Below are 19,846 nucleotides of genomic sequence, written 5' to 3' on the forward strand. Positions count from 1 at the left end.
TGTCGGACACGGGAGCCGATCGTACGTTCCCGACCGGGCCCGGCTCCACACCCGCCCCCGCCGGGGCCCCCGCCACCCCCTCCACGTGCGCCGCCGGGCGGGGGCGCTCCGTGTTACTCCCGCGTTGGCGGTCCGTTCACGCCGCGTCCCTCCCGACGTGCCCGGTGGCCACCACCCTTGATCCGCCGAGCCTGCGCAACGGAGCACGGGACCACCCGCAGCAGCACGTCCAGGGAGGAAAGAGCGTCATGACGCGGAACGGAACCCCCCAGCCGCCACCCGCCGTCAGCGGACGCCGCCGCTCCACCGCCGCCCTCGCGGCCTCGGCCGCGCTGCTGCCCGCCCTGCTCGCCGCCTCCGCCTGCGGCGGACCCGCCGCCGCCGACGCCGCCGGCCAGGACGTCACCGTGATGACCTGGGCCCCGGCCGACACCGGCGCCGCCGACCGCCCCGGGATGACCGCGCTCGCCGAGGCCGTCGGCCGCGAGCTCAACGACCACGGCGGCCTGGCCGGCCGCCGGGTCCGCGTCCTGACCTGCAACGAGCACGACACCACCGACGGCGCCACCGCCTGCGCCGAACAGGCCGTCGACGCCCGCGCGGTCGCCGTGGTCGGCTCCGCCAGCCAGTACGGCAGCACCTTCATGCCGGTCCTCGAACAGGCCGGCATCCCGTTCGTCGGCGGCTACGGCCTCTCCGGCCCCGAGTTCAGCAGCCCGCTCTCCTACCCGGTCAACGGCGGCCTGCCCGCCCTGGTCGCGGGCAGCGGACGCCAGCTGGTCGAGGCCGGCTGCAAGCAGATCGCGCTGATCCGCCCGGACACCCGGGCCGGCGACGGACTGGTCAACCACCTCGGCGGCGCGGTCGGGCGGGCCGGGATCAAGGTGGTCGACATCAAGGCGCCCGAGAAGTCCAACGACTACTCGCAGGAGGCCCGCCGGGCCATCGGCGACGACAGGCCCGGCAACTGCCTGCTCTCCGCGCTCGGCGCCGAGCCCACCGCCAACCTGCTCGACCCGTACCGCCGCGCCAACCCGAAGAACACCCAGCTCGCCTCCGTCATCGGCTCCTTCCAGCAGTCCGTGGTCGACTCCACCGGCGGCGACAACGGCCCGCTGCGCGGCGCGTACGCCACCAGCTGGTTCCCCGCCGAGTCCTCCGCCGTCTGGGACGGCCTGCGCGCCACCGTCCGCGGCTACGGCAACGGCGCCACCATCGACGTCGCCGACCCCGGCGTGCAGACCACCTGGGTCGCCTACGAGGTGCTCCGCCAGGCCGCCGACCGGATCGGCCCGGGCCGGCCGGTCACCCCCAAGGCACTCCAGGTGGTCCTCGACAGCGGCGACCCGATCGACACCGCCGGCGCCACCCCGCCGCTCAGCTGGGGCGTCGCCGACATGCTGCCCAGCGCCGACTCCCCCCGCCTGGTGAACACCTCGGTCACCTTCCAGCGGGTCCAGAACGGCCGCCTGACCGAGCAGCACCAGGGCTTCACCGACGTCCGCTGGGTGCTCACCGGCGACACACCCCCGGCGTAGCGCGCCGGGCGGCACACGCGGGCGGGACACGCGGGCGGGACACGCGGGCGGGACACGCGGAAGGGCCGGACCGGGGACTCCCCCGCTCCGGCCCTTCCCGGTGCTCCGGCCCCGCCGGGGGCTCAGAGCTCGCCGGCGCTCTTGTTCGGCAGCCCGGTCTTCCCGGCGATCGCGCCCCACAGCTCCGCGGCCTGCTTCTTCGCCGTGGTGGCGGTGCCGCTCGCCGCGTCGCCGTTGCGGAGGTGGTCGTTGTCCTTGGCCTTGGCCGGGTCGCAGCCGCCGGTCAGGTCGCCCGCCCACTGCGCGTACTCGGAGTCGGCGGTGGCGGACGCCTGCCAGGCCTGCTGGAGCTGGGTGACCAGCTTCGCGCCGTCGGTCAGCTTGTCGACCTTCAGGGCGCCGAGCTTGGTGAGCAGGTCCTGCCGCTGCCCCGCGGCCGCGGTGAGCGCGGCCTGCGAGTCCGGCAGGTTCTGGCACTTGCCGACCGCGGCGACCGCGTTGACCACCGAGGTGCGGCTGGAGCTGGCGGTGCCGAGCAGGTCCGACATGGCCTGCGCCTGGGCCTTCGCCTCGGGGGTGACCCCGGCGTCGCCGCCGTTCGCGCTGGGGGCGGCGCTCTGGGCGGCCGGGGCCCCGCTCTTCGCGGTGTCCTTCGGCTTGTCGTCCCCGCCGCCGGCCAGCACGCCGACCAGCACCGCGACCAGCGCGACGCCGGCCACGCCCGCGCCGATCAGGACCTTCGGGTTCGGCTTGCGGCGGCCGCCGTCCCGGGCGGGCTGCGGCGGGGCGTACGCCGGCTGCGGGGCGCCGTAGCCGCCGTTCCCGCCGTAGGAGGGCTGCGGGGCGTACGCCTGCTGCTGCGGGGCGCCCTGGCCGCCGAAGGTCGCGTCGGAGTAGCCCGGCTGCGGCTGCTGCGGGTAGCCCGGCGGGGGGCCGCCGACGGCCGGACCGCCGGCCGGGTAGGGCGGCAGGTACTGGGTGGCGCCCTCGTCGCCCGCCGGGGCCTGCGGGGCCGCCTGGGCCTGCTGCCCGGGCGCGCCCCAGTACTCGGGGCTGCCGCTCTGGCCCAGCGGCGGCGCGGACTGCTGCTGCGGGACGGGGGCCTGCGGGGGCGCGGGGGGCTGCGGCTGGGCGTACGGGGGCTGCGCGGCGGCCTGCGCCGGACTGCCCTGGCCGTCTGCGGCGGGCTCCGGGCGGAACAGGTCGTCCAGATTGAACTCGCCGGAGTTGGGATACGAGCGGCGCTGGCTCAACGCGATTCCTCACCTGTGCACGGCACCGGGATCCCGGGCCTTTCGGTTGCCCCGCCGGATTGCTGACGGCGGACCACAACTGCGAGGCCACGGTACCGGTTCACCGGCACAGGTGACTACGTGGGCTGCTGTTCTGTGCTATCGCTTCACGTTCCGCGGCCCGCCGGGGCGGGCCCGGAGCGCGGGCCCTACGCGGCCTCCCCGTCCATCCGGGCGTGGAACTCCCGCACCGCCCGGTGGCCGCGGTACGGCTCCAGCCGGGTGCGGAAGTCGTCCAGGTACTCCACGCCCCGGTTGGAGCGCAGCCCGCTGAGCAGCCGGACCGCCTCGGTGCCGGTCTCGCAGGCGCGTTCCAGGTCCCGTTGCTGGAGCTGGGCGGTGGCGAGCAGGACCAGGTCGACGGCGCGGCGGCGGACCCGGTGCGCGGGGTGCAGTTCGAGCGCGGTGCGGGCGTAGTGCTCGGCCCGCTCGCCCTGCTGGAGGTCCCGGTGGCAGTGCGCCAACTCGTCGGCCAGGTACGCCTCGTCGAAGTGCACGATCCAGTCGGGGTCGTCGGCGGGGTTGCGCCGCTCCATCGCGGCCAGCGCCTTGGCGGCGACGCTCTCGCAGGCGTACGCGTCGCCCAGCAGGGCGTGGCCGCGGGCCTCGGCGGCGTAGAACATCGCCATCGCGGTCGGGGTGGCCACCGTGCGGGCGCCCTCCTGGGCGGCGCGGGCGAGTTGGGCGATCTCCCGGGGGTTGCCGAGGGTCGCCGCGAGGTGGCTCATCGAGGCGGCCAGCACGTAGCCGCCGTAGCCGCGGTCGTCGGCGGCCTGGGCGAGGCGCAGCGCCTGGATGTAGTACCGCTGGGCGAGGCCGGGCTGGCCGGTGTCGACCGCCATGTAGCCGGCCAGTTCGGTCAGCCGGGCGACCGCGCCGAAGAGTTGACGGCCCGTCTCGTCCCGGTAGGAGCCGCCGAGGAAGCCGGAGACCACGCTGTTGAGGTAGTGCACCACGACCGGGCGGACGTGGCCGCTGCCGAAGCGGTGGTCGAGGTCGACCAGCATCTGGGTGGTGGCCCGGATCGCCGCGACGTCGGCCAGGCCGACCCGGGTGCCGCCGGTGCGGGCGACCACCGGGTCCGGCGGGGTGATCAGCCAGTCCCGGCTGGGCTCGACCAGGGCGGAGGCGGCGACGGTGGTCCCGGCCAGGAAGTCCCGCTTGCCGACGTCGCTGCGCCACAGCTCGCAGATCTGCTCCAGCGCGGCGCCCAGGCTGGGCGCGAACTGGAGGCCGACGGCGGAGCTGAGGCTCTTGCCGTCGGCCATGCCGATCTCGTCCACGGTCACGCCGCGGCCGAGCTTGCGGCCCAGCGCCTCGGCGATCACCGCGGGCGCCTGCCCGCGTGGTTGTTGCCCGCGCAGCCAGCGGGCGACGGAGGTCTTGTCGTAGCGAAGGTCAAGTCCGTGTTCTGCGCCGCAGAGGTTGACCCGGCGGGCCAGGCCCGCGTTGGAGCAGCCCGCCTCCTGGATCAGCTGCTGCAGACGCTCGTTCGGCTCTCGTGCGACGAGTGGTCTCGCGGCCATGGGATTTTTCCGCCTCCCCAACGCCGTCCGGACCCGACCGGAGGGCGACGACTGTGCAACACCATGCGGAATACCCACGGTGACGTACCCGCTCCCCACGCGCCCGGGTGAATGCCCCTGTGCGCCCCCACTGCGCCCGTTACCGCCCCTGTCCGGCCGAGGGTTTCCGACCAGGATCACCGTCCCGGGTGACAGGGCGCGTCCCGTTCGAAGCGTTCGGCCCCGGGCCGTAACCCGCACTCACGGACGGTAGTTGTGCTGCACGTGGACAACACCCCGGGAGCCCCCGAACCGAACCTGCCGCCGCTGCTGATCGAAGCCGTCCGCTACGCCGAGGACCGGCATTGGGAGGTCGCGCCGGGCGCCTGGCTGCTCGACGGCGACGGCGACGGCCCGGCCCGCTGCTCGTGCGGCGAGGAGCGCTGCGCGCTCCCCGGCGCGCACCCCGTCGGCGACGACTGGCGGGGCCGGGCGAGCGCCGGGCCCGGGGTGGTCCGGAAGTGGTGGACGGAGAACCCGGCGGCCTCGATCCTGCTGCCCACCGGCCGGACGTTCGACGTGCTGGACGTGCCGGAGGTGGCGGGCTGCCTGGCGCTGGCCCGGATGGAGCGGATGGGGCTGCAACTGGGCCCGGTGGTGGCGGTGCCGGCCGCGCCGGGGCGCAGCGGGCGGCGGCTGCACTTCCTGGTGCTGCCCGGGGTGGTCGGCAAGCTGCCGGACATGCTCCGGCAGATCGGCTGGTCCCCGGACCGCCTCGACCTGGTGGCGCGCGGCGAGGGCGACTGGGTGGTGGCCCCGCCGTCCCGGGTCGGCGGGTACGCGTCCGCGCAGTGGGCCCGGCCGCCGTCCGCGCTGAACCGCTGGCTGCCGGACGCGCTGGAGCTGGTCAGCCCGCTCGCGTACGCCTGCGGGCGCGAGGCCGGCGCCCCGCGCTCCGCGCAGCGCCCGGCGGCGGCGGTGCGCTGACCTCCCGAGCGTGCCCCCGGCCGATCCGGTGGGGGGCAGCCCGCGCGACACCCCGCGCGGCCCTGGCGGGCCCGGCCTCCCGATCCGGAGGCCGGGCCCGCCGTTCGTGCACCGCCGGGCCCGCCGTTCGTCCGTCGCGGCCGTCCGGAGCGTGATCTTCCGGAACCGGTCGTCATACCCGCAGGTCAACGGGGGAAGCCCACCGATCGGGTGACATCGCTCAAGGATTGGCCGCGGTTGCCGAGGGGATCATCCTCAGCGTCGGCACGGAACGGAACGGACGGAGCGGAAGGAGCGGGCGGGCCGAGAGCGCGGGGGGCTGCCGGGAGGGCGTTCGGACGGGGAAGCCGGATGCGGCAGCGGGAGGGAGACCGGGGCGGGAGGGAGAGGGACGGCCGGGCGCGGCCGGGGAGCCGCGCACGACCACCCCGCGACGGGTGGGGACCGGAGGGGAGCAGGGAGGGACCGGAGGGGAGCAGGGGGAGCGGGAGGGAACGCGCAGGGCCCGGTGTGGGGACACCGGGCCCTGCCGCCGTGCGCCGTGCCGCGACCCGCGCCCGGCCTTCTCGCCTTCTGCTACGTCCTACGCCTGGACGACGAACACGTGCGCGGCGATCTCCTTGCCGAGCTCGGCTGCGCTCTCGCCGGTGCCGACCAGCACGCCGCCGGAGGCCGGGGCGACCCGCACCGTCGCCCCCGGGCGGACGCCCGCCCGGCGCAGGGTGCGCATCAGCTCGCCGTCGGTCTGGATCGGCTCGCCGATCCGGCGGACCACCACGTCCGCGCCGTCCGCGCCGTCCGCGACGGCGACCGTCTCCAGCGTCATCAGCCCGGCGTCGTAGCCCTCGCCCTCGGCCTTGGTGTCGCCGAGCTCGTCCAGGCCCGGGATCGGGTTGCCGTACGGGGACTGGGTCGGGTGGCCGAGCATGGCGAGCACCTTGCGCTCGACCGTCTCGCTCATCACGTGCTCCCAGCGGCAGGCCTCCTCGTGGACCTGCTCCCACTCCAGGCCGATCACGTCGACCAGCAGGCACTCGGCGATCCGGTGCTTGCGCATCACCCGGACGGCCAACTTGCGTCCCTCGCCGGTCAGTTCGAGGTGGCGGTCCTCGGCGACCTGGAGCAGCCCGTCCCGCTCCATCCGGCCCACCGTCTGGCTCACCGTCGGGCCGGACTGCTCCAGCCGCTCGGCGATCCGGGCGCGCATCGGGGTGATGCCTTCCTCCTCCAGCTCCAGGATGGTGCGGAGGTACATCTCAGTGGTGTCGATCAGCCCTGACATCGCGCCTGGCTCCGTTCTTCGGTGTCCTCACCGCCAATTCTGACGCATGGGAATGACAACCGGCTGCGCCCGCCCGCTATGCCCGCCCCCTTTCCGCGCCGGTTGACAGCCGGGTCCGGCACGGGCCACCGTGCACGCCGTAGCTTTCTCCACAGTGTGGTCCAAACCACTGGGCCACCACCGAGCTCGGACGGAGCAGAGATGAGCGAGCTGGTCGGCCGGTACCTGGACGCCGCCGTGGCCCACCTGGAGCGGATCCGCGCCGAGGAGGGGGAGAACATCGAGGCCGCCGCGGAGCTGCTGGCCGAGGCCGTCGAGCACGGCAGGCGGATCTTCACCTACGGCGCCGGGCACTCCTCGCTGGCCGCCCAGGACGTGGTCTACCGGGCCGGCGGCCTGGTGGTGATGAACCTGCTCAACGTGCCCGGGATGACCGGCGTCAACGTGATGCCCGCGCACCTGGGCAGCGCCCTGGAGCGGGTCTCCGGGCTGGCCACCACCACGCTCGACCTCACCCCGGCCCGCAGCGGCGACCTGCTGTTCGTGATCTCGCTCTCCGGCCGCCAGGTGATGCCGGTCGAGCTGGCCCAGCACGCCCGCGACCGCGGCCTGAAGGTGATCGGCGTGACCTCGCTGGCCTATCCCGGCGCGGTCACCTCCAACCACCCGTCCGGCACCTACCTCAAGGACCACTGCGACGTGGTGCTGGACAGCAAGATCGGGATCGGCGACGGCGAACTCGACCACCCCGGCGCGGGCGCCCCGTTCGGCTCGGTGTCCACCATCACCACCAGCGCCCTGATGCAGTCGGTCACGGCCGCCGCGATCGCCAAGCTCGCCGACCGGGGCATCACCCCGCCGCTGTTCCGCTCCGGCAACGTGGACGGCGGCACCGAGTGGAACAACAAGGTGATCGCCGACAACGCGGACCGGATCTTCTACGCCTGGTGACCCGGCGGGCGGCCCGCCCCGCACCGCCGCCCGGCCCGCCGCCCGCCCCGCCCCGCCACCCCGCCCGCGGACCCGTCCCATTCGGCCAACTCCGTTGCCGTTCGCGTAAGTTCACCCGGCACGGGGAAGGACTCCCGAGACCGGTGGGACTGCGCTGCGGGGGGCGGGGATGGCGGCTGGTGCGGGGCGTTCGATCGGCTTCGTGCGGGAGCAGGAGCTGCTCCCGGGCGTCTTCTGGGCCGCCGACGGCGCGTCCCTGCAGGGCCAGGCCCGCGCGGTGGCGCTCTCCCGCTGGGAGCTGCTCCTGCTGGTCGGCGCCGCCTTCGCCGGCTCCGCGGACGGCCCGGCCTGGGCCTGGGCCGCCGCCCTCGCCTACCTGGGCGCGCTGTTCATCGCCCTCACCGTCGCCCGGCAGAACCCGCAGCGGCTCTGGTACGACGGCCGGGCGGTCGCCGAGTCGGTGAAGACGCTGGTGTGGAAGTACGCGGTGCGCGCCGACTCCTACCAGCCGCCGCCGCGCAAGCTGCCCGACGCCGAGCGCCTCTACGACGTCCAGCTCTCGGGCATCCTCGGCGAGTTCGACACCGAACTGGTCTCCCCCGGGGTCACCGAGGAGCTGAGCACCTGGCGCGCCCCGGCCCGCCACCCGCAGATCACCGACACCATGGAGCGGCTGCGCGACCAGCCGCTGCCGGTGCGCCGCGAGGTCTACCTGCGCGAGCGGGTGCAGAGCCAGCGCCAGTGGTACCAGGCCAAGGCGATCCAGTGCCGCAACGCCACCCGCCGGGTCGGCCGGCTCGCCGTGGTGCTGCCCGCGCTCGGCCTGCTGCTGGCCGTGCTGCGCGCGCTCGGCCAGTTCGGCTTCGACGCGCTCGGCGCGATCTCGGCCGTCGCCGCCTCGGTCTCCGCCTGGGCCCAGCTGCGCCAGTACCGTCCGCAGGCCGCCGCCTACACCCTGGCCGCGGCCGAACTCTCCAAGGTGGAGGCCCTGTTGGCCTCCGCCGACCTGAACGCGGCGGACGCCGAGGAGACCTGGGCCCGGCTCGCCCGGGACGCCGAGGACGCCATCTCCCGGGAGCACACCACCTGGCAGGCGCGCCGCGAGGTGCGCAGCCTCGACATCCCCAGCTGAGCAGGAGGGCCGCCGCGTGGCGACACGGAGGATCGAGACCCCGGACGGTGGCGTCCTCGCCGTCGAGACGTCCGGAGACCCGTCCGGCCGGCCGGTGTTCCTGCTGCACGGCACCCCGGGCAGCCGGGTCGGCCCGGCCCCGCGCAGCGCCGTCCTGGCCCGGATGCGGGTCCGGCTGATCTCCTTCGACCGGCCCGGCTACGGGGACTCCACCCGGCTGCCCGGCCGCGCGGTGGCCGCCGCCGCGACCGACGTGGCCGTCATCGCCGACGCGCTCGGCCTCGACCGCTTCGCCGTGGTCGGCCGCTCCGGCGGCGGCCCGCACGCGCTCGCCTGCGCCGCGCTGCTGCCCGACCGGGTGCGCCGGGCGGCCACCCAGGTCTCGCTCGCCCCGCGCCACGCGGACGGCCTCGACTGGTTCGAGGGCATGACCCCGTCCAACGAACAGGCTTACCGGCAGGCCGAGTTGGGTCAGCCCCGGATCGCCGGCCAGTTCCAGCTCCGGTCCCGGGTGATCCGCCGCGACCCGGCCCAGCTGATCCGCAACCTGGTCCCCGAACTGACCCCGCCGGACCGCACCGTGGTCGCCGACATCGGCATCCGCCGGATGCTGCACTCGACCTACCGGCAGGCGTTCCGCTACGGCGCCGACGGCTGGATCGACGACGTGCTGGCCTTCATCGCCGACTGGGGCTTCGCGGTGGAGAGCATCCGCGCCCCGGTCCGCCTCTGGCACGGCGCCGAGGACAGGTTCTCCCCGGTCGGCCACTCCTCCTGGCTGGCCGACCACATCCCCGGCGCCCAGCTCTACCTGGAACCGGGTGCCGCCCACTTCGGCGCGCTCAAGGAGATGACCGACGCGATCCGCTGGGCCGCCCACGCGTAGGGCGCCACCGGGCGCGCGCGGCCACCCGCGCGCCCCCGCCGACGCCCGACGACGCCCGCCCCCGCCCGCACCCGCCCGCCCTCACAGCGGCTGCGGCTCCAGGTCGCGGTTGCTGCGCTGCCAGCCGCGGGCCGCGACCACCGACGGGTGGTCCTCGCCGAAGAGCTCGACCAGCCCGGCGACCGCCTGCATCCGCAGCGCCTCCGCCTCGTTGCGGCGGCCGGCCTCGCGCAGGGTGATGGCGAGGTTGGCCTGGCAGACCAGGGCGTCGGGGTGGGTGGCGCCGTAGCGGTTGACCAGGCCCTCGTACGCGGTGCGGCCGAGCGCCTCCGCCTCCCGGTGCTCGCCGTTCTCGCCGAGCGCGTTGGCGAGGTTGATCATGGCGTTGAGGACGAACGGGTGGTCGTCGCCCAGCACCCGGGCCAGGCCCGCCGCCGCGGTGCGGCCGTGGGTGATGGCGCCCTCGATGTCGCCGGAGCCGCGCAGGTAGATGGAGAGGTTGTTCTCGCAGGCGAAGGTGAAGGGGTGCTGGTCGCCGAAGAGCCGCCGGTGGCCCTCGTAGGCGTCGGTGGCGATGTCGCGGGCGGTCTCCTTGTCGCCGGCGGCGCTGTGGTCGGCGGCGAGGTTGAGCCGGCAGGCGAGGGCGTCGGCGAAGTCGGGGCCGAACAGGTCGACGTAGCGCTCGTAGGTGCGTTCGGTGAGTTCCCGGGCCTCGGTGTACTGGCCGGCCCGGCGCAGCGAGACGGCCAGCGACTTGGCGTTGCGCAGCTCCTCGGGCAGGTCGGACTGCTGGAGGTCGGCGAAGGCCTCGGTGACCTCCCGCAGGAGTTCCACCGAGCCCTTGTAGTCGCCCATCTCGCGCAGGTCGCGGGCCAGGTTGGACTTGGTGCCCAGGGTGTAGGGGTGGTGCGGGCCGCGGACGGCGGCGTTGCGCTCGACGGTGTCCTGGTCGAGGTCGCGGGCGGCGAGGCTGTTGCCGACCAGGCGGTGGTCGATGGCGAGGTTGTTGGCGACGGTGAGGGTGCGCGGGTCGTCCTCGCCGAAGAGTTCGACGAACTGATCGTAGGTGTCCTGGTCGAGGGCGAGCGCCTCCTGGAAGCGGTTGAGGTAGCGCAGGTCGGCGGCCATCGAGTTGGCGGTCATCAGGGTGTACGGGTGGTGCTCGCCGAGCAGTTCGCGCTGGCCGACCAGGGTGGCCTGGTTGAGCGCCAGGGACTCGCCGTAGGAGCCCTGGGAGCGCAGCACGTTGGCGATCTGCAGGCGCAGGCTGAGGATCTGCCGGCGCCAGATCTTCTGCTCGACCGGGTCGGGTTCGTTCTCGGAGCGGCTGGTCCAGGCGGTGTCGAGCTGGTGGCCGAGCTGGAGGGCCTGGTCGAGGTCGACGCGCTTCCACAGGTAGCGGACCCGGTCGATGAGCAGTTCGCGCACCTCGCGCTCGTCGCAGTCCTGGGCCCGGGACGGGGTGAGGTGGGGCCAGATCTTCTCCAGGGTCGGCCAGTTGGCGGGGTCGTCGGTGTCGCCGCGCGGGGGCCGGGCGTTGACCAGGATGCGGTGCACCTGGTGCATGGCGAGGTTGCGTTCGCTCTCGCTCATGCCGCTGCGGACGACGGCCTGGACCAGCCGGTGGACCTGGAAGGAGTCGGAGCCGGCGTCGGTCTTGGCCAGCGCGTAGCGGCTGACGGCGCGCAGCACCTTGCCGAGCAGGAAGGTGTCGGTGAGTTCCTCGTCGTACGGGTGGAGGGCGAGCCGCATCTGCTCGGAGAAGAAGAACTGCCGCAGCGAGATCGGCTCGGGCGCGAAGAACGCGCACAGTTCGAGCAGCCGGACCGCGGCGGGGGACTGCTCGCGCAGCCGGGCGATGGAGACGTTCCAGGTGAGGCCGACGGGGGTGGGGTAGTCGACCGGGGTCTCGCCGGCCGCGAGGACCTTGGTGGCCTCGGCCTTGAGCTGGTTGACGTAGGTCTCCACGGGGGTGCGGGTGGTCTCCAGCCAGGCGGCGGCGACCTCGACGGCCAGCGGCAGGTCGCCGACCGCCTCGGCGACCCGGTCGGCGTCGGCGCGGGCCAGGCCGCGGACCCGGCGGGTGAGGTGGTCGACGGACTCGGTGCGGTCGAAGACGTCGACGTTGAGCACGCCGGCCTGCCCGGACCAGCCCTGGTTGCGGGAGGTGACCAGGATGTGGCCGGGGCCGTCGGGGAAGAACCGGCGGATCTCGGCGGGCTCGTCCGCGTTGTCGAAGATCAGCAGCCAGTTGGGGGTCGGGATGCCCTGCCGGAGCGCGTCGCGGGTGGCCTGGGCGGCCTCGCTGACGTTGTCGCCGACCCGCAGTCCGAGCCGCCCGGCGAGGTCCGCGAGGTCGGAGACGACGTTCTCGCTCTGCTCGGCGTCGATCCACCACACCAGGTCGTAGTGCGACATGTACCGGTGGGCGTACTCCAGCGCCACCTGGGTCTTGCCGACGCCGCCGAGGCCGTACAGGGTCTGCGGCGGGGGCAGCACCGCCGTGGTGCCGCCGGCGAGCTGGGCCCGCAGGTCGTCGAGGACCTTGACCCGGCCGGTGAAGGAGTGGTTGCGCTGCGGCACCTCCCAGTAGGTGGGCTTGGTGCCGGGGAAGCGCGGCGCGCCGGGGCTGCGCTCGGGCAGCTCGGCCTCGGTGCGGCCGAGCGCCCGCAGCAGCGCGGTGGCGGCGGCGGCCTCGTCGCGGCCGATCAGGTCGACCGGGTTGCGGTTGTTGTAGGGCGCGTTGAGCCGGACGTCGGAGACCCGGACCGGGATCAGCTGGCGGCGGGCGCCGGCCGGGTCGGCCAGCACGGTGCGGTCCCACAGCGCCTGGGCCTGCGGGGACTGCAGGTAGGAGGCGGAGAGCAGGGCGACGGTGCGGTACGCGGAGTCGATGCCGCGGCCGGTGGCCTCGCGCGGGTTGGCCCCGGCGCCGACGTCGCGCGGGACGACCCGGTAGCCGGCGTCGGCGAGCAGCGCGGAGATCCAGTCCGCCCAGGCCCGGTCCTCGGGGACGTAGCTGAGGTACAGGTCGGCGGGGGCGGTGGGGCGGCGGCGGGCGAAGCCGTCGAGGAAGCGCAGCCGCAGGTCCTCGGGCATCGGCGGCAGCCCGAGCACCTCGCCGCGGGTGATCTCCTTGGTGAGCCGCTCGTTGGCGGCGAGCATCGAGCCGGGCAGCCCGGTCTGGTCGCCGAACGGGGCGAGGATCTCCTCGTAGGCGTAGAACGGCCGGTAGGGGATCTCCACCCCGGCCCAGTAGCGGGCCAGGTCGGCCTCGCCGCGGTCGGCGGGCAGGCCGGCGAACTTGACCCGGGCCAGCGCCCGGCCGGCGTCGGCCTTCTCCTTCTCGCCCTCGTCGATCCGCATCGGGACGGGGAGGATGCGGATGCCGCGGTCGCCGTAGCGGTCCTCGATCACCCGGGCGACCCGGGAGGCGCCGTCGATCGACTGGTCGCTGAGGGTGAAGCAGACCACCAGGTCGTCGGGCATCTCGACGGTGCAGATGTCGGCGGTGTCGGTGAGGCCGGTGCGGCTGTCGATCAGCACGTAGTCGTAGCGGCGCTTCATGTCGGCGCGCAGCGACTGGATGAAGCGGCGGCCCTCGTAGCGCTCGTAGAGCAGGTCCCAGTCGAGGCGGGCGACGGAGTAGTCGCGGTTCTGCTGCCCGGCGGGGACGAGGTCGATCCGGCCGGTGCCGGGGAAGTGCGGCCAGGCCAGCGACAGGGCGTGCGGGTGGATCCGGGCGAAGTCCTCGATCCAGTCCGGGTCCCGGTCGACCGGGCGGCGGGCCTCCTCCAGGTAGTCGCCGAACAGGTCCATGATGCCGGTGGTGGCGGCGACCACCTCGGGGTTGAGGAAGGGCCGGAAGAACTGGGCGAGTCCGGGGGCCTCCAGGTCCCAGTCGACGACCAGCACCCGGCGGCCGTTGGCGGCCAGGATCCAGGCGGCGTTGGCCAGCGCCATGGTGCGGCCGGTGCCGCCCTTGTAGGAGTAGAAGGTGACGATCCGGCCCCGCCGGTCCTCGGTGGTGTCGCGGCGGGGCGACTGGTGCTGCGGGCCCTTCGTCGGCCTCTCGGTCATGACGTTCCCTCCCCCGGGCCCTTGGGTGCCCGTCGTGGTACCGCACGCCGTGCTCACCGGTCGGAGTCCCGACCGCCCGGTGTCCTGCTGCCGTCGTGGGCCCGGCTCAGGGCCCGATGCCGGGTCTGCGGTCGGCCGGGCCGTCCTCCGGGCGGCTCTGGTACCGCTGCTGCTCGTGGGCGGTGCAGGCGCGCATCACGGCGCGCTCCATCTCGCCGCGGAACTCCTCGATGCTGCCGGGCGTGCCGACCGCGGCCTCCTCGCGCAGGGTGGGCCGCCGCCGGGAGCGGCGGCTGACGGTCAGCACGCTGTCGCCGAGCTCGTCGAGCATCCGCTCGTGGTCGAGGTTCTGCTGGTCCCCGCGGTTCCACGGCTCGATGACGGCCACCGAGCCGTGGTTGCGCCGGTCCACCCGGCGCACCGCCTCGGAGCGCCGCCCGTCCAGGAACGCCCACCGGTCGACCAGCAGGACGCAGGGGGCGGCCGGCCGTTCGCCGGTCAGCAGGTGCTCGGACTCCTCCTCGAACTCCCGCACGGTGGGCTGGAACCCCATCCCGCGGGCGATGTCGGCGGCGTCCTGGGCCAGCGGCCGGGAGGAGTCCGGGCGGTAGGGCTGCCAGTCGGCGCGCTGCTCGCCGTAGCAGAGCGGGCTGCGCTGCGGCGGCAGTTCGCGCTCCCGGTAGGAGAACACCGAGATCCGGACCTGGTCGGCGCTGTCGGGCGGGTCGAAGGCGGACGGCTGGGACTCGAAGTCGAGCACCTGCCCGGCCGGGATGACGGTCTGCTCGGCGACGTCGACGATCCGCCGGGCCAGCCGCCACACCGCGGTGTGGTACTGCGAGCTGAACGCGGCGATCTTCATCAGCGCGTACAGGCCCTCGGTGGCGTACTCGGCGCCGAAGCTGTCGTGGTTGAACTGGAGTTCCCCGGCCACCCGGGGCAGCTGGTAGTGCTCCATCGAGACCCACAGCGCCGGGACGATGCCGGTCATCCGCTCCGCGGTGGGCCGCCGCTGGTAGACCGAGCGGCGGGTGAACAGGTGCCACTCCCGGCCGCACGCCTCGGACTTGAAGTAGCGTGGCGAGTACAGCGGCACGAACACCCGGCAGGTGGCCAGCTCCCGCGACAGCCGCTCGGCCCACTTCTGCCCCTGGTGCATGGAGCGGTCCATGAACCCGACCGGGTGGCCGGACGGCGCGTCGGTGATCTGCAGGATCGCCTCGCACAGGTCCTGGTGGAGCTTGGCCACCCAGAGGTTGGGGTCGGCGGCGCCGCGCGAGTTGATCCGCGGGGTGTGCGCGTAGCTGAGGAAGAAGTACGGCCTGGGCGCGTCCTTGCGCTGGCCCGCACCGCTGCTCACACGCGCCTCCCCCGAGCCCGCCTGTCACTGTTCCCCCGAAAGGGTCTCAAGTGTAGGAAGACCGGCGGTCCGAATGGAATAGGGCCTTGATCTGATCCGGTCTCAACTTCGCCTGTTCGAATACCAGTTGGCGGCGAGGTCGACCGCCTCCCGGATCGGCAGCAGGACGCTCCGGGCGGCGCCGACCGGGCCCTGCCGCAGCTCCGCCAGCTCCCGGAGCAGCATCCCGCCCATCTCCTCGAAGTGCCCGTCGTCCAGCCGGGTGGCGGTGAACTCCTCGACCGCCCGGGCGGCGCCGTCGGTGCGCCGGACGCAGGTGTAGAGCTGCTGCGGCCGGTCCGGCTGCCAGTACTCCAGCAGGTGCAGGGGGGTGCAGTGGCGCATCGGCGCGCCCAGCATCAGGTGCTGGGCCCCGGCGCGGTACATCCGGCCGACCGGCGACTCGTCGCCGAGGTGGCAGTCCAGCGGGTGCACCGCGGTGAGCTCCCCGGCGGCGGGGCCGAGCGCGGCGAACGAGGTCTGCGGGTGCGGGCTGCGCAGCGCGCCGGGCCACTGCCGGACCACCTCGGCGAGCCGGCCCACGGTCGGGGAGGCGGGGGTGCGGGGGTGCCAGGCGGGCATCCGGTCGTGGTATTCGGCCAGCTCGGCGCGGGTCAGGCCGGCGGTCCGGGCCCGGTAGTACGGGGAGGTGCGGGAGTTCTCGGGCGTAGCGGTGTAGACGACCAGCGTGCCGCGCGCCCCCAGCGCCGCGAGGAGCGCCCGCACCACCCCGTGCGCGCCCCCCGCCACCGGCCCGACCGCCCGCAGCGAGGACTGCACCAGCAGCGTCCCGCCCTCCCGGACGCCCAGCTCGCGCAGCTGGCCGGCCAGTTGCCCGACCGACCGGGGCGGCCCCGGCTCCGGCCGGGTGCGCCCCGGTCCGGTCCGGAGCAGCGCGGTGTCGGTCACCGCCGCCCCGCGGCGGCCTGCCGGGCGGCCGGGTCCGCGGCGGCGGCCTCCCGGGCGGCCCGCTCGGCGGCGGCGCCGACCGGCACCTCCAGGGCGGGGGCCAGCGCGGCGCGCATCCCGGCGGCGAAGCGCAGCCCGAGCGGGGTGAGCGAGCCGGAGCGCTCCAGCGTCCCGATCGCGTCCGCGGTGTGCGCCCGCCAGGTGGCCAGCTGGAGCCGGGCGGCGGTGGCGGCGTCGTCCCGGAGGCCGTCGTGGGCCCGCACCCGGCCCGCCCAGTACGCGGCGACCGCGAGGTGCGCGTAGGTGCCCTGCAGCAGGCCCTCCAGCGGGCGCGGGTCGGGCCGCCAGGGGGCGTGGTAGAGCCGGTCGTCGGCCTGGTCGTGCAGGTCGTACAGGTCGAGCACCGCGCCGAGCTTGACGTGCTGGAACTCGTGGGCGAGCAGCAGCGCCAGCACCGGGGCGGTGGTCGGCCGGGCGATCCCGACCGCCCCGTACGCCTGCCGGGCGGCGGCGCTGACGTCGCGCCCGTTCGGGCCGGGGGCGAGCGGGGTGACGGTGCCCAGGCCGGCCGCGATGCCGGCCGCGTAGTCGGGCAGGTCGCGGCCGAGCAGCTCCCAGGCTTCGCGCAACGCGCCCGTCCAGTCGAGCAGTTCGGCGTCGGAGAGCCGGTCGGCGGCGGGCCACTGGTGGCTGTCGCGCCGCAGGTCGGTGTCCTCCAGGGCGAGCGTCCAGCCGGGCAGCGCGACCCTGCGGACGGGCTGCCACAGGTGGTCGCCCGGCCGGTCCCAGCGGACGGTGTGCCCGGCGCAGGACAGCCCGTCGGCGTCGCCGCGCAGCACCGCCTCGGTCCGGCCGTCCAGCCGCAGCCGGCCGAGCGTCGGCAGGTGCAGCCAGCCCGCGCGGACCGGCAGCACCAGTTCGAACCCGGTCCGCCCGCGAACCGCGGCGGCGGCCGCCAGCTCGGCCAGCCCGCCCTGGTCGCCCTGGTCGCCGCGCCCGTCCCGGGCCAGGCGGCGCACCGCCCAGGTCCGGGTGTAGGGGTGGGCGAGCACCGCGTCGAGCGCACCGGGCGCGGCGCGGTCGACGGTGGTCAGCAGCTGCCAGGCGGCGCTGTTCCCGGGCGCCCCGGCGGCGGTCACCAGCCGTCGGGAGAGCTCCAGTTGGGCCTGGCCGAGGGCGGTGACGGCGTCCGCGCCGCCGAGCCCGTGGGCCAGTTCGTCCAGGTGCCGGTCGGTCAGCGGCTGCCGCGGCCGGGCGGGCGCGGCGGCCCGGGCCGAGACCCGGTCGCGGATGGTGGTGATGAGCTTCAAGAGGTCCCCGCAGTACACCGACGGCTGGTCGAAGCCCCCGCCGGTCCGGTATCGGTGGGCGTAGAGGCCGCCGCCGCAGCTGCGGACCACCGGGCAGGCCCGGCACCGGGCCGCCAGGCCCGCCAGGCCGGACTGCCGCTCCAGCATCCCCGGGTGCCGGGCGACCTCGTCCAGGCTGTGCGCGAACACGTCGAAGCCGGTGGCGGGCGCGCCGTCGTAGGCGGTCTTGAGACTGTCGGCCTGTTCCAGCGTCCCGTCGGTCTCGACGACCACCAGGTCCGCCGGGTCCAGCCCGAGCGACTCGGTGAGGCTGGAGCGGCCGCGCAGGGTGCGGTGCACCGAGTCGAAGATCCGCACCGGCACCGGGCGGCCCCGCTCGGTCCAGTGCCGGTGGACCGCCAGCAGCCAGTCCGCGTAGGGGGTCGGCCCCGCGCCCTCGGGGCGGGCCGGCGGGTGGTCCCAGGTGGCGTGCGGCAGCAGGAAGTCGATCCGCGGCGGCTGCTCGGCGACCAGCGCCTCGTACACCGCGACCGGGTCGTTGGCCACGTCGACGGTGCACAGCAGCCCGGCGTACAGGTGCCGGAACTCCGGTTCGCGCAGCAGGGCCAGCGCGGCCAGCACCTTGGCGTGGCTGGAGCGGCCGTCCGCGAAGCGGCGGTGCCGGTCGTTGGCGAGCCGGTCGCCGTCCAGCGAGACCCCGACCCTGATGTCCTGCTCGGCGAAGAGTTCGCAGAACCGGCGGTCCAGCAGCACCCCGTTGGTGTGGATCCGCAGGTCCAGCGCGCACCCGGCGGGCAGGGCGGCCCGCAGCAGTTCGGCGGCCCGGCGCAGCCGGTCCGGGCCGGCCAGCAGCGGCTCCCCGCCGTGCAGCACGACGTGCACGGCGGGGAGCCGGTGGGTCCTGGCGTGCTCCGCGATCCGTCCGGCCGTCCGCTCCAGCACCTCGTCCGAGGCCGCCCTGGCCTTGCGGCTCCAGCTCGTGTCGGCGTGCTCGTACACGTAGCAGTGGTCGCAGGCCAGGTCACAGCGGCTGTGGACCTTCAGCACGAACTGGCTGAACGGCACGGTGGCGGACATCGCGGGCGAACCGATCCGGCTGTTCCCGTACGGTCAGATCGACGACTGGAACGCGGCCACCGCCACCTGGCGGGCCGCCGCGTCCGGCAGCACCCGGGCGATCTGGGCGGCGAGGTCCTCGGCGTCCAGCGCGGCGAGGTCGGCCAGGGCGGCGCGCTGGAGGGCGACCCGGGGCTCGGTCAGGTCTTCGGCGAGGGCAGTGGTCATCGGCGTTGCCTTCTTCACTGAGGCGTGCGGACGGGGGATCGCCGCAGCCGGAAGACAGTGTCGTGAGTCACTGCGGCCTGACACCGATGCACAGCATAGCCCCCGCCGGTTACCGGCAACCCCCGCTCGAAAACCCGCGATCGGCACCGCCGACCGTACTCCGTACGGCAGTTGAGGGAGGGTCAGTCGCCGTGTTTTCGCCCGTTCGGCGGTACCGCCGTTCGACCGCCCGTGCTAGCGGGACTCGAACTGGGGAACCGGCGCCCGTCAGGGGAAGAGCCGCTCGACCTGCCAGCCGTCGGCGGTGGCGACGTAGCGCAGCCGGTCGTGCAGGCGGTTCTCCCGGCCCTGCCAGAACTCCACGCTGCGCGGGACGACCCGGTAGCCGCCCCAGAACGGCGGGACGGGGACGCCCTCGCCCTCCGGGTACCGGGCGGCGAGGTCGGCGTAGCGCTGTTCGAGCACCTCGCGGTCGGCCACCGGGCTGGACTGCTCGCTGGCCCAGGCGCCGAGCTGGGAGCCGTGCGGGCGGGTGCGGAAGTAGGCGGCGGTCTCGTCCCGGCCGACCTTCTCCACCCGGCCGGCGACGATCACCTGGCGGGCCAGCGTGATCCACGGGAAGAGCAGCGCGGCGTTCGGGTTGGCCGCCAGGTCGGTGCCCTTGCGGGAGCCGTAGTTGGTGAAGAACACGAAGCCGCGCCGGTCGTAGCCCTTGAGCAGGACGGTGCGCGCGGAGGGCACCCCCAGGGCGTCGGCGGTGGAGAGCACCATCGCGTTCGGCTCGGCCACGCCCGCCTCGCCCGCCTCGTGGAACCAGCGGGTGAACTGCTGGTAGGGGTCGTCGGCGAGCTGCTCCTCGGCCAGCCCGGCGTGCCGGTAGTGCTCGCGCATCACGGACGGGTCCGGCCCGGGCCGCTCCCCGGCGGGCCCGGTCGGCCCGGCGGGCGCGACGGGCGCGACGGGCGCGGCAGCCGCAGGGGGCGCGGCGGGGCCGGCGGGCCCGGCGGGCAGGGACGGGGCGCTCGGCTCGGCGTTCGGGTGGCGTTCCGCGGTAGGCACCCCTCCATCATCCCGTACGACAAGCGCCGGGCGCCGCCGCGTCCGGGCGAACGGCTGGGGATAGGGTGGCTCGCCACCGCTCCACGGCCCGCTGCGCGGGAAATCGTCCGGCTAGCGCCCGGGACGTCCCGAAAATCCGTCGAGGAAGCCGGAGACGACAGGGGTTCGAGCGGCCCGTGGGGGAAACATCACCGTCACGGTGTATGGCGCAATGCACTCCGTGCCTGACAAT

The 19,846-nt window shown here is 74.9% G+C and carries 14 protein-coding genes; 5 read left to right on the forward strand and 9 right to left on the reverse strand.

The features are described from left to right. The first annotated feature begins 248 nt into the window (after window positions 1-248). Complete coding sequence (locus tag ACIP60_RS11680) at window positions 249-1,538, forward strand: ABC transporter substrate-binding protein (protein ID WP_400682441.1); 1,290 nt, start codon at window positions 249-251, stop codon at window positions 1,536-1,538. Window positions 1,539-1,660: 122 nt separating this feature from the next. Here ACIP60_RS11680 and ACIP60_RS11685 read toward each other — a convergent pair whose 3' ends face one another. Continuing rightward, window positions 1,661-2,791 (reverse strand): hypothetical protein, encoded by a 1,131-nt coding sequence (locus tag ACIP60_RS11685; RefSeq protein ID WP_400682442.1) that lies wholly within the window; start codon window positions 2,789-2,791, stop codon window positions 1,661-1,663. 188 nt (window positions 2,792-2,979) lie between these two features. Next, complete coding sequence (locus ACIP60_RS11690; protein WP_030910841.1) at window positions 2,980-4,356, reverse strand: hypothetical protein; 1,377 nt, start codon at window positions 4,354-4,356, stop codon at window positions 2,980-2,982. 255 nt (window positions 4,357-4,611) lie between these two features. Between ACIP60_RS11690 and ACIP60_RS11695 the strand changes: the two genes are divergently transcribed. Next, window positions 4,612-5,322: a bifunctional DNA primase/polymerase gene (locus tag ACIP60_RS11695; protein ID WP_282202264.1), complete on the forward strand. Its 711-nt coding sequence runs from the start codon at window positions 4,612-4,614 to the stop codon at window positions 5,320-5,322. Between the two features lie 583 nt (window positions 5,323-5,905). Here ACIP60_RS11695 and ACIP60_RS11700 read toward each other — a convergent pair. After that, entirely contained in the window at window positions 5,906-6,604 is a 699-nt protein-coding gene (locus tag ACIP60_RS11700) for a metal-dependent transcriptional regulator (protein ID WP_400682443.1), read from the reverse strand. A 201-nt stretch (window positions 6,605-6,805) separates the two neighbouring features. Here ACIP60_RS11700 and ACIP60_RS11705 point away from each other — a divergent pair, with 201 nt between their 5' ends. The 3 genes from ACIP60_RS11705 (at window position 6,806) to ACIP60_RS11715 (ending at window position 9,573) form a co-directional block, all read left to right on the forward strand. Further along, a complete protein-coding gene (locus ACIP60_RS11705; protein WP_400682445.1) occupies window positions 6,806-7,555 on the forward strand; it encodes a sugar isomerase domain-containing protein in 750 nt (249 codons plus the stop codon). A gap of 202 nt (window positions 7,556-7,757) precedes the next feature. Next, window positions 7,758-8,687: a DUF4231 domain-containing protein gene (locus ACIP60_RS11710; RefSeq protein WP_400682447.1), complete on the forward strand. Its 930-nt coding sequence runs from the start codon at window positions 7,758-7,760 to the stop codon at window positions 8,685-8,687. A 16-nt stretch (window positions 8,688-8,703) separates the two neighbouring features. Next, window positions 8,704-9,573 carry an alpha/beta fold hydrolase gene (locus tag ACIP60_RS11715; protein WP_400682448.1) on the forward strand — a complete coding sequence of 290 codons (870 nt, stop codon included), beginning with the start codon at window positions 8,704-8,706 and terminating at the stop codon, window positions 9,571-9,573. Window positions 9,574-9,654: 81 nt separating this feature from the next. On the opposite strand, the gene fxsT is transcribed toward ACIP60_RS11715, so the two are convergent. The 6 genes from fxsT to pdxH all read right to left on the reverse strand — a co-directional run bounded on the left by fxsT (window position 9,655) and on the right by pdxH (window position 19,614). Beyond that, window positions 9,655-13,653 carry an FxSxx-COOH system tetratricopeptide repeat protein gene (gene fxsT / locus ACIP60_RS11720; RefSeq protein WP_400682449.1) on the reverse strand — a complete coding sequence of 1,333 codons (3,999 nt, stop codon included), beginning with the start codon at window positions 13,651-13,653 and terminating at the stop codon, window positions 9,655-9,657. A gap of 106 nt (window positions 13,654-13,759) precedes the next feature. After that, the gene (locus ACIP60_RS11725) at window positions 13,760-15,013 is read right to left on the reverse strand and encodes a TIR-like protein FxsC (protein ID WP_400682450.1); all 1,254 of its coding nucleotides are present in this window, start codon (window positions 15,011-15,013) and stop codon (window positions 13,760-13,762) included. 102 nt (window positions 15,014-15,115) lie between these two features. Next, window positions 15,116-15,961, reverse strand: a complete 846-nt coding sequence (locus ACIP60_RS11730) for an aminoglycoside N(3)-acetyltransferase (protein WP_400682451.1) — start codon at window positions 15,959-15,961, stop codon at window positions 15,116-15,118. After that, complete coding sequence (locus tag ACIP60_RS11735; protein ID WP_400682453.1) at window positions 15,958-18,348, reverse strand: FxsB family cyclophane-forming radical SAM/SPASM peptide maturase; 2,391 nt, start codon at window positions 18,346-18,348, stop codon at window positions 15,958-15,960. Before ACIP60_RS11735 ends, ACIP60_RS11730 begins: the two co-directional genes overlap by 4 nt. Before the next feature lie 33 nt (window positions 18,349-18,381). Beyond that, entirely contained in the window at window positions 18,382-18,555 is a 174-nt protein-coding gene (gene fxsA / locus ACIP60_RS11740) for an FxSxx-COOH cyclophane-containing RiPP peptide (RefSeq protein WP_400682454.1), read from the reverse strand. A gap of 267 nt (window positions 18,556-18,822) precedes the next feature. After that, on the reverse strand, window positions 18,823-19,614 hold the full coding sequence (gene pdxH, locus ACIP60_RS11745; RefSeq protein WP_400682455.1) for a pyridoxamine 5'-phosphate oxidase: 792 nt from the start codon (window positions 19,612-19,614) through the stop codon (window positions 18,823-18,825). Between the last annotated feature and the right edge of the window lie 232 nt (window positions 19,615-19,846).

It is taken from the genome of Kitasatospora sp. NPDC088783 (assembly GCF_044750705.1).
Taxonomy (GTDB): Bacteria; Actinomycetota; Actinomycetes; order Streptomycetales; family Streptomycetaceae; genus Kitasatospora; species Kitasatospora fiedleri.

Coding starts and splice junctions, on each gene's coding strand:
- fxsT (WP_400682449.1), bottom strand. CDS start 13,653: ATGACCGAGAGGCCGACGAAGGGCCCGCAGCACCAGTCGCCCCGCCGC.
- ACIP60_RS11705 (WP_400682445.1), top strand. CDS start 6,806: ATGAGCGAGCTGGTCGGCCGGTACCTGGACGCCGCCGTGGCCCACCTG.
- ACIP60_RS11680 (WP_400682441.1), top strand. CDS start 249: ATGACGCGGAACGGAACCCCCCAGCCGCCACCCGCCGTCAGCGGACGC.
- ACIP60_RS11690 (WP_030910841.1), bottom strand. CDS start 4,356: ATGGCCGCGAGACCACTCGTCGCACGAGAGCCGAACGAGCGTCTGCAG.
- ACIP60_RS11700 (WP_400682443.1), bottom strand. CDS start 6,604: ATGTCAGGGCTGATCGACACCACTGAGATGTACCTCCGCACCATCCTG.
- fxsA (WP_400682454.1), bottom strand. CDS start 18,555: ATGACCACTGCCCTCGCCGAAGACCTGACCGAGCCCCGGGTCGCCCTC.
- ACIP60_RS11735 (WP_400682453.1), bottom strand. CDS start 18,348: ATGTCCGCCACCGTGCCGTTCAGCCAGTTCGTGCTGAAGGTCCACAGC.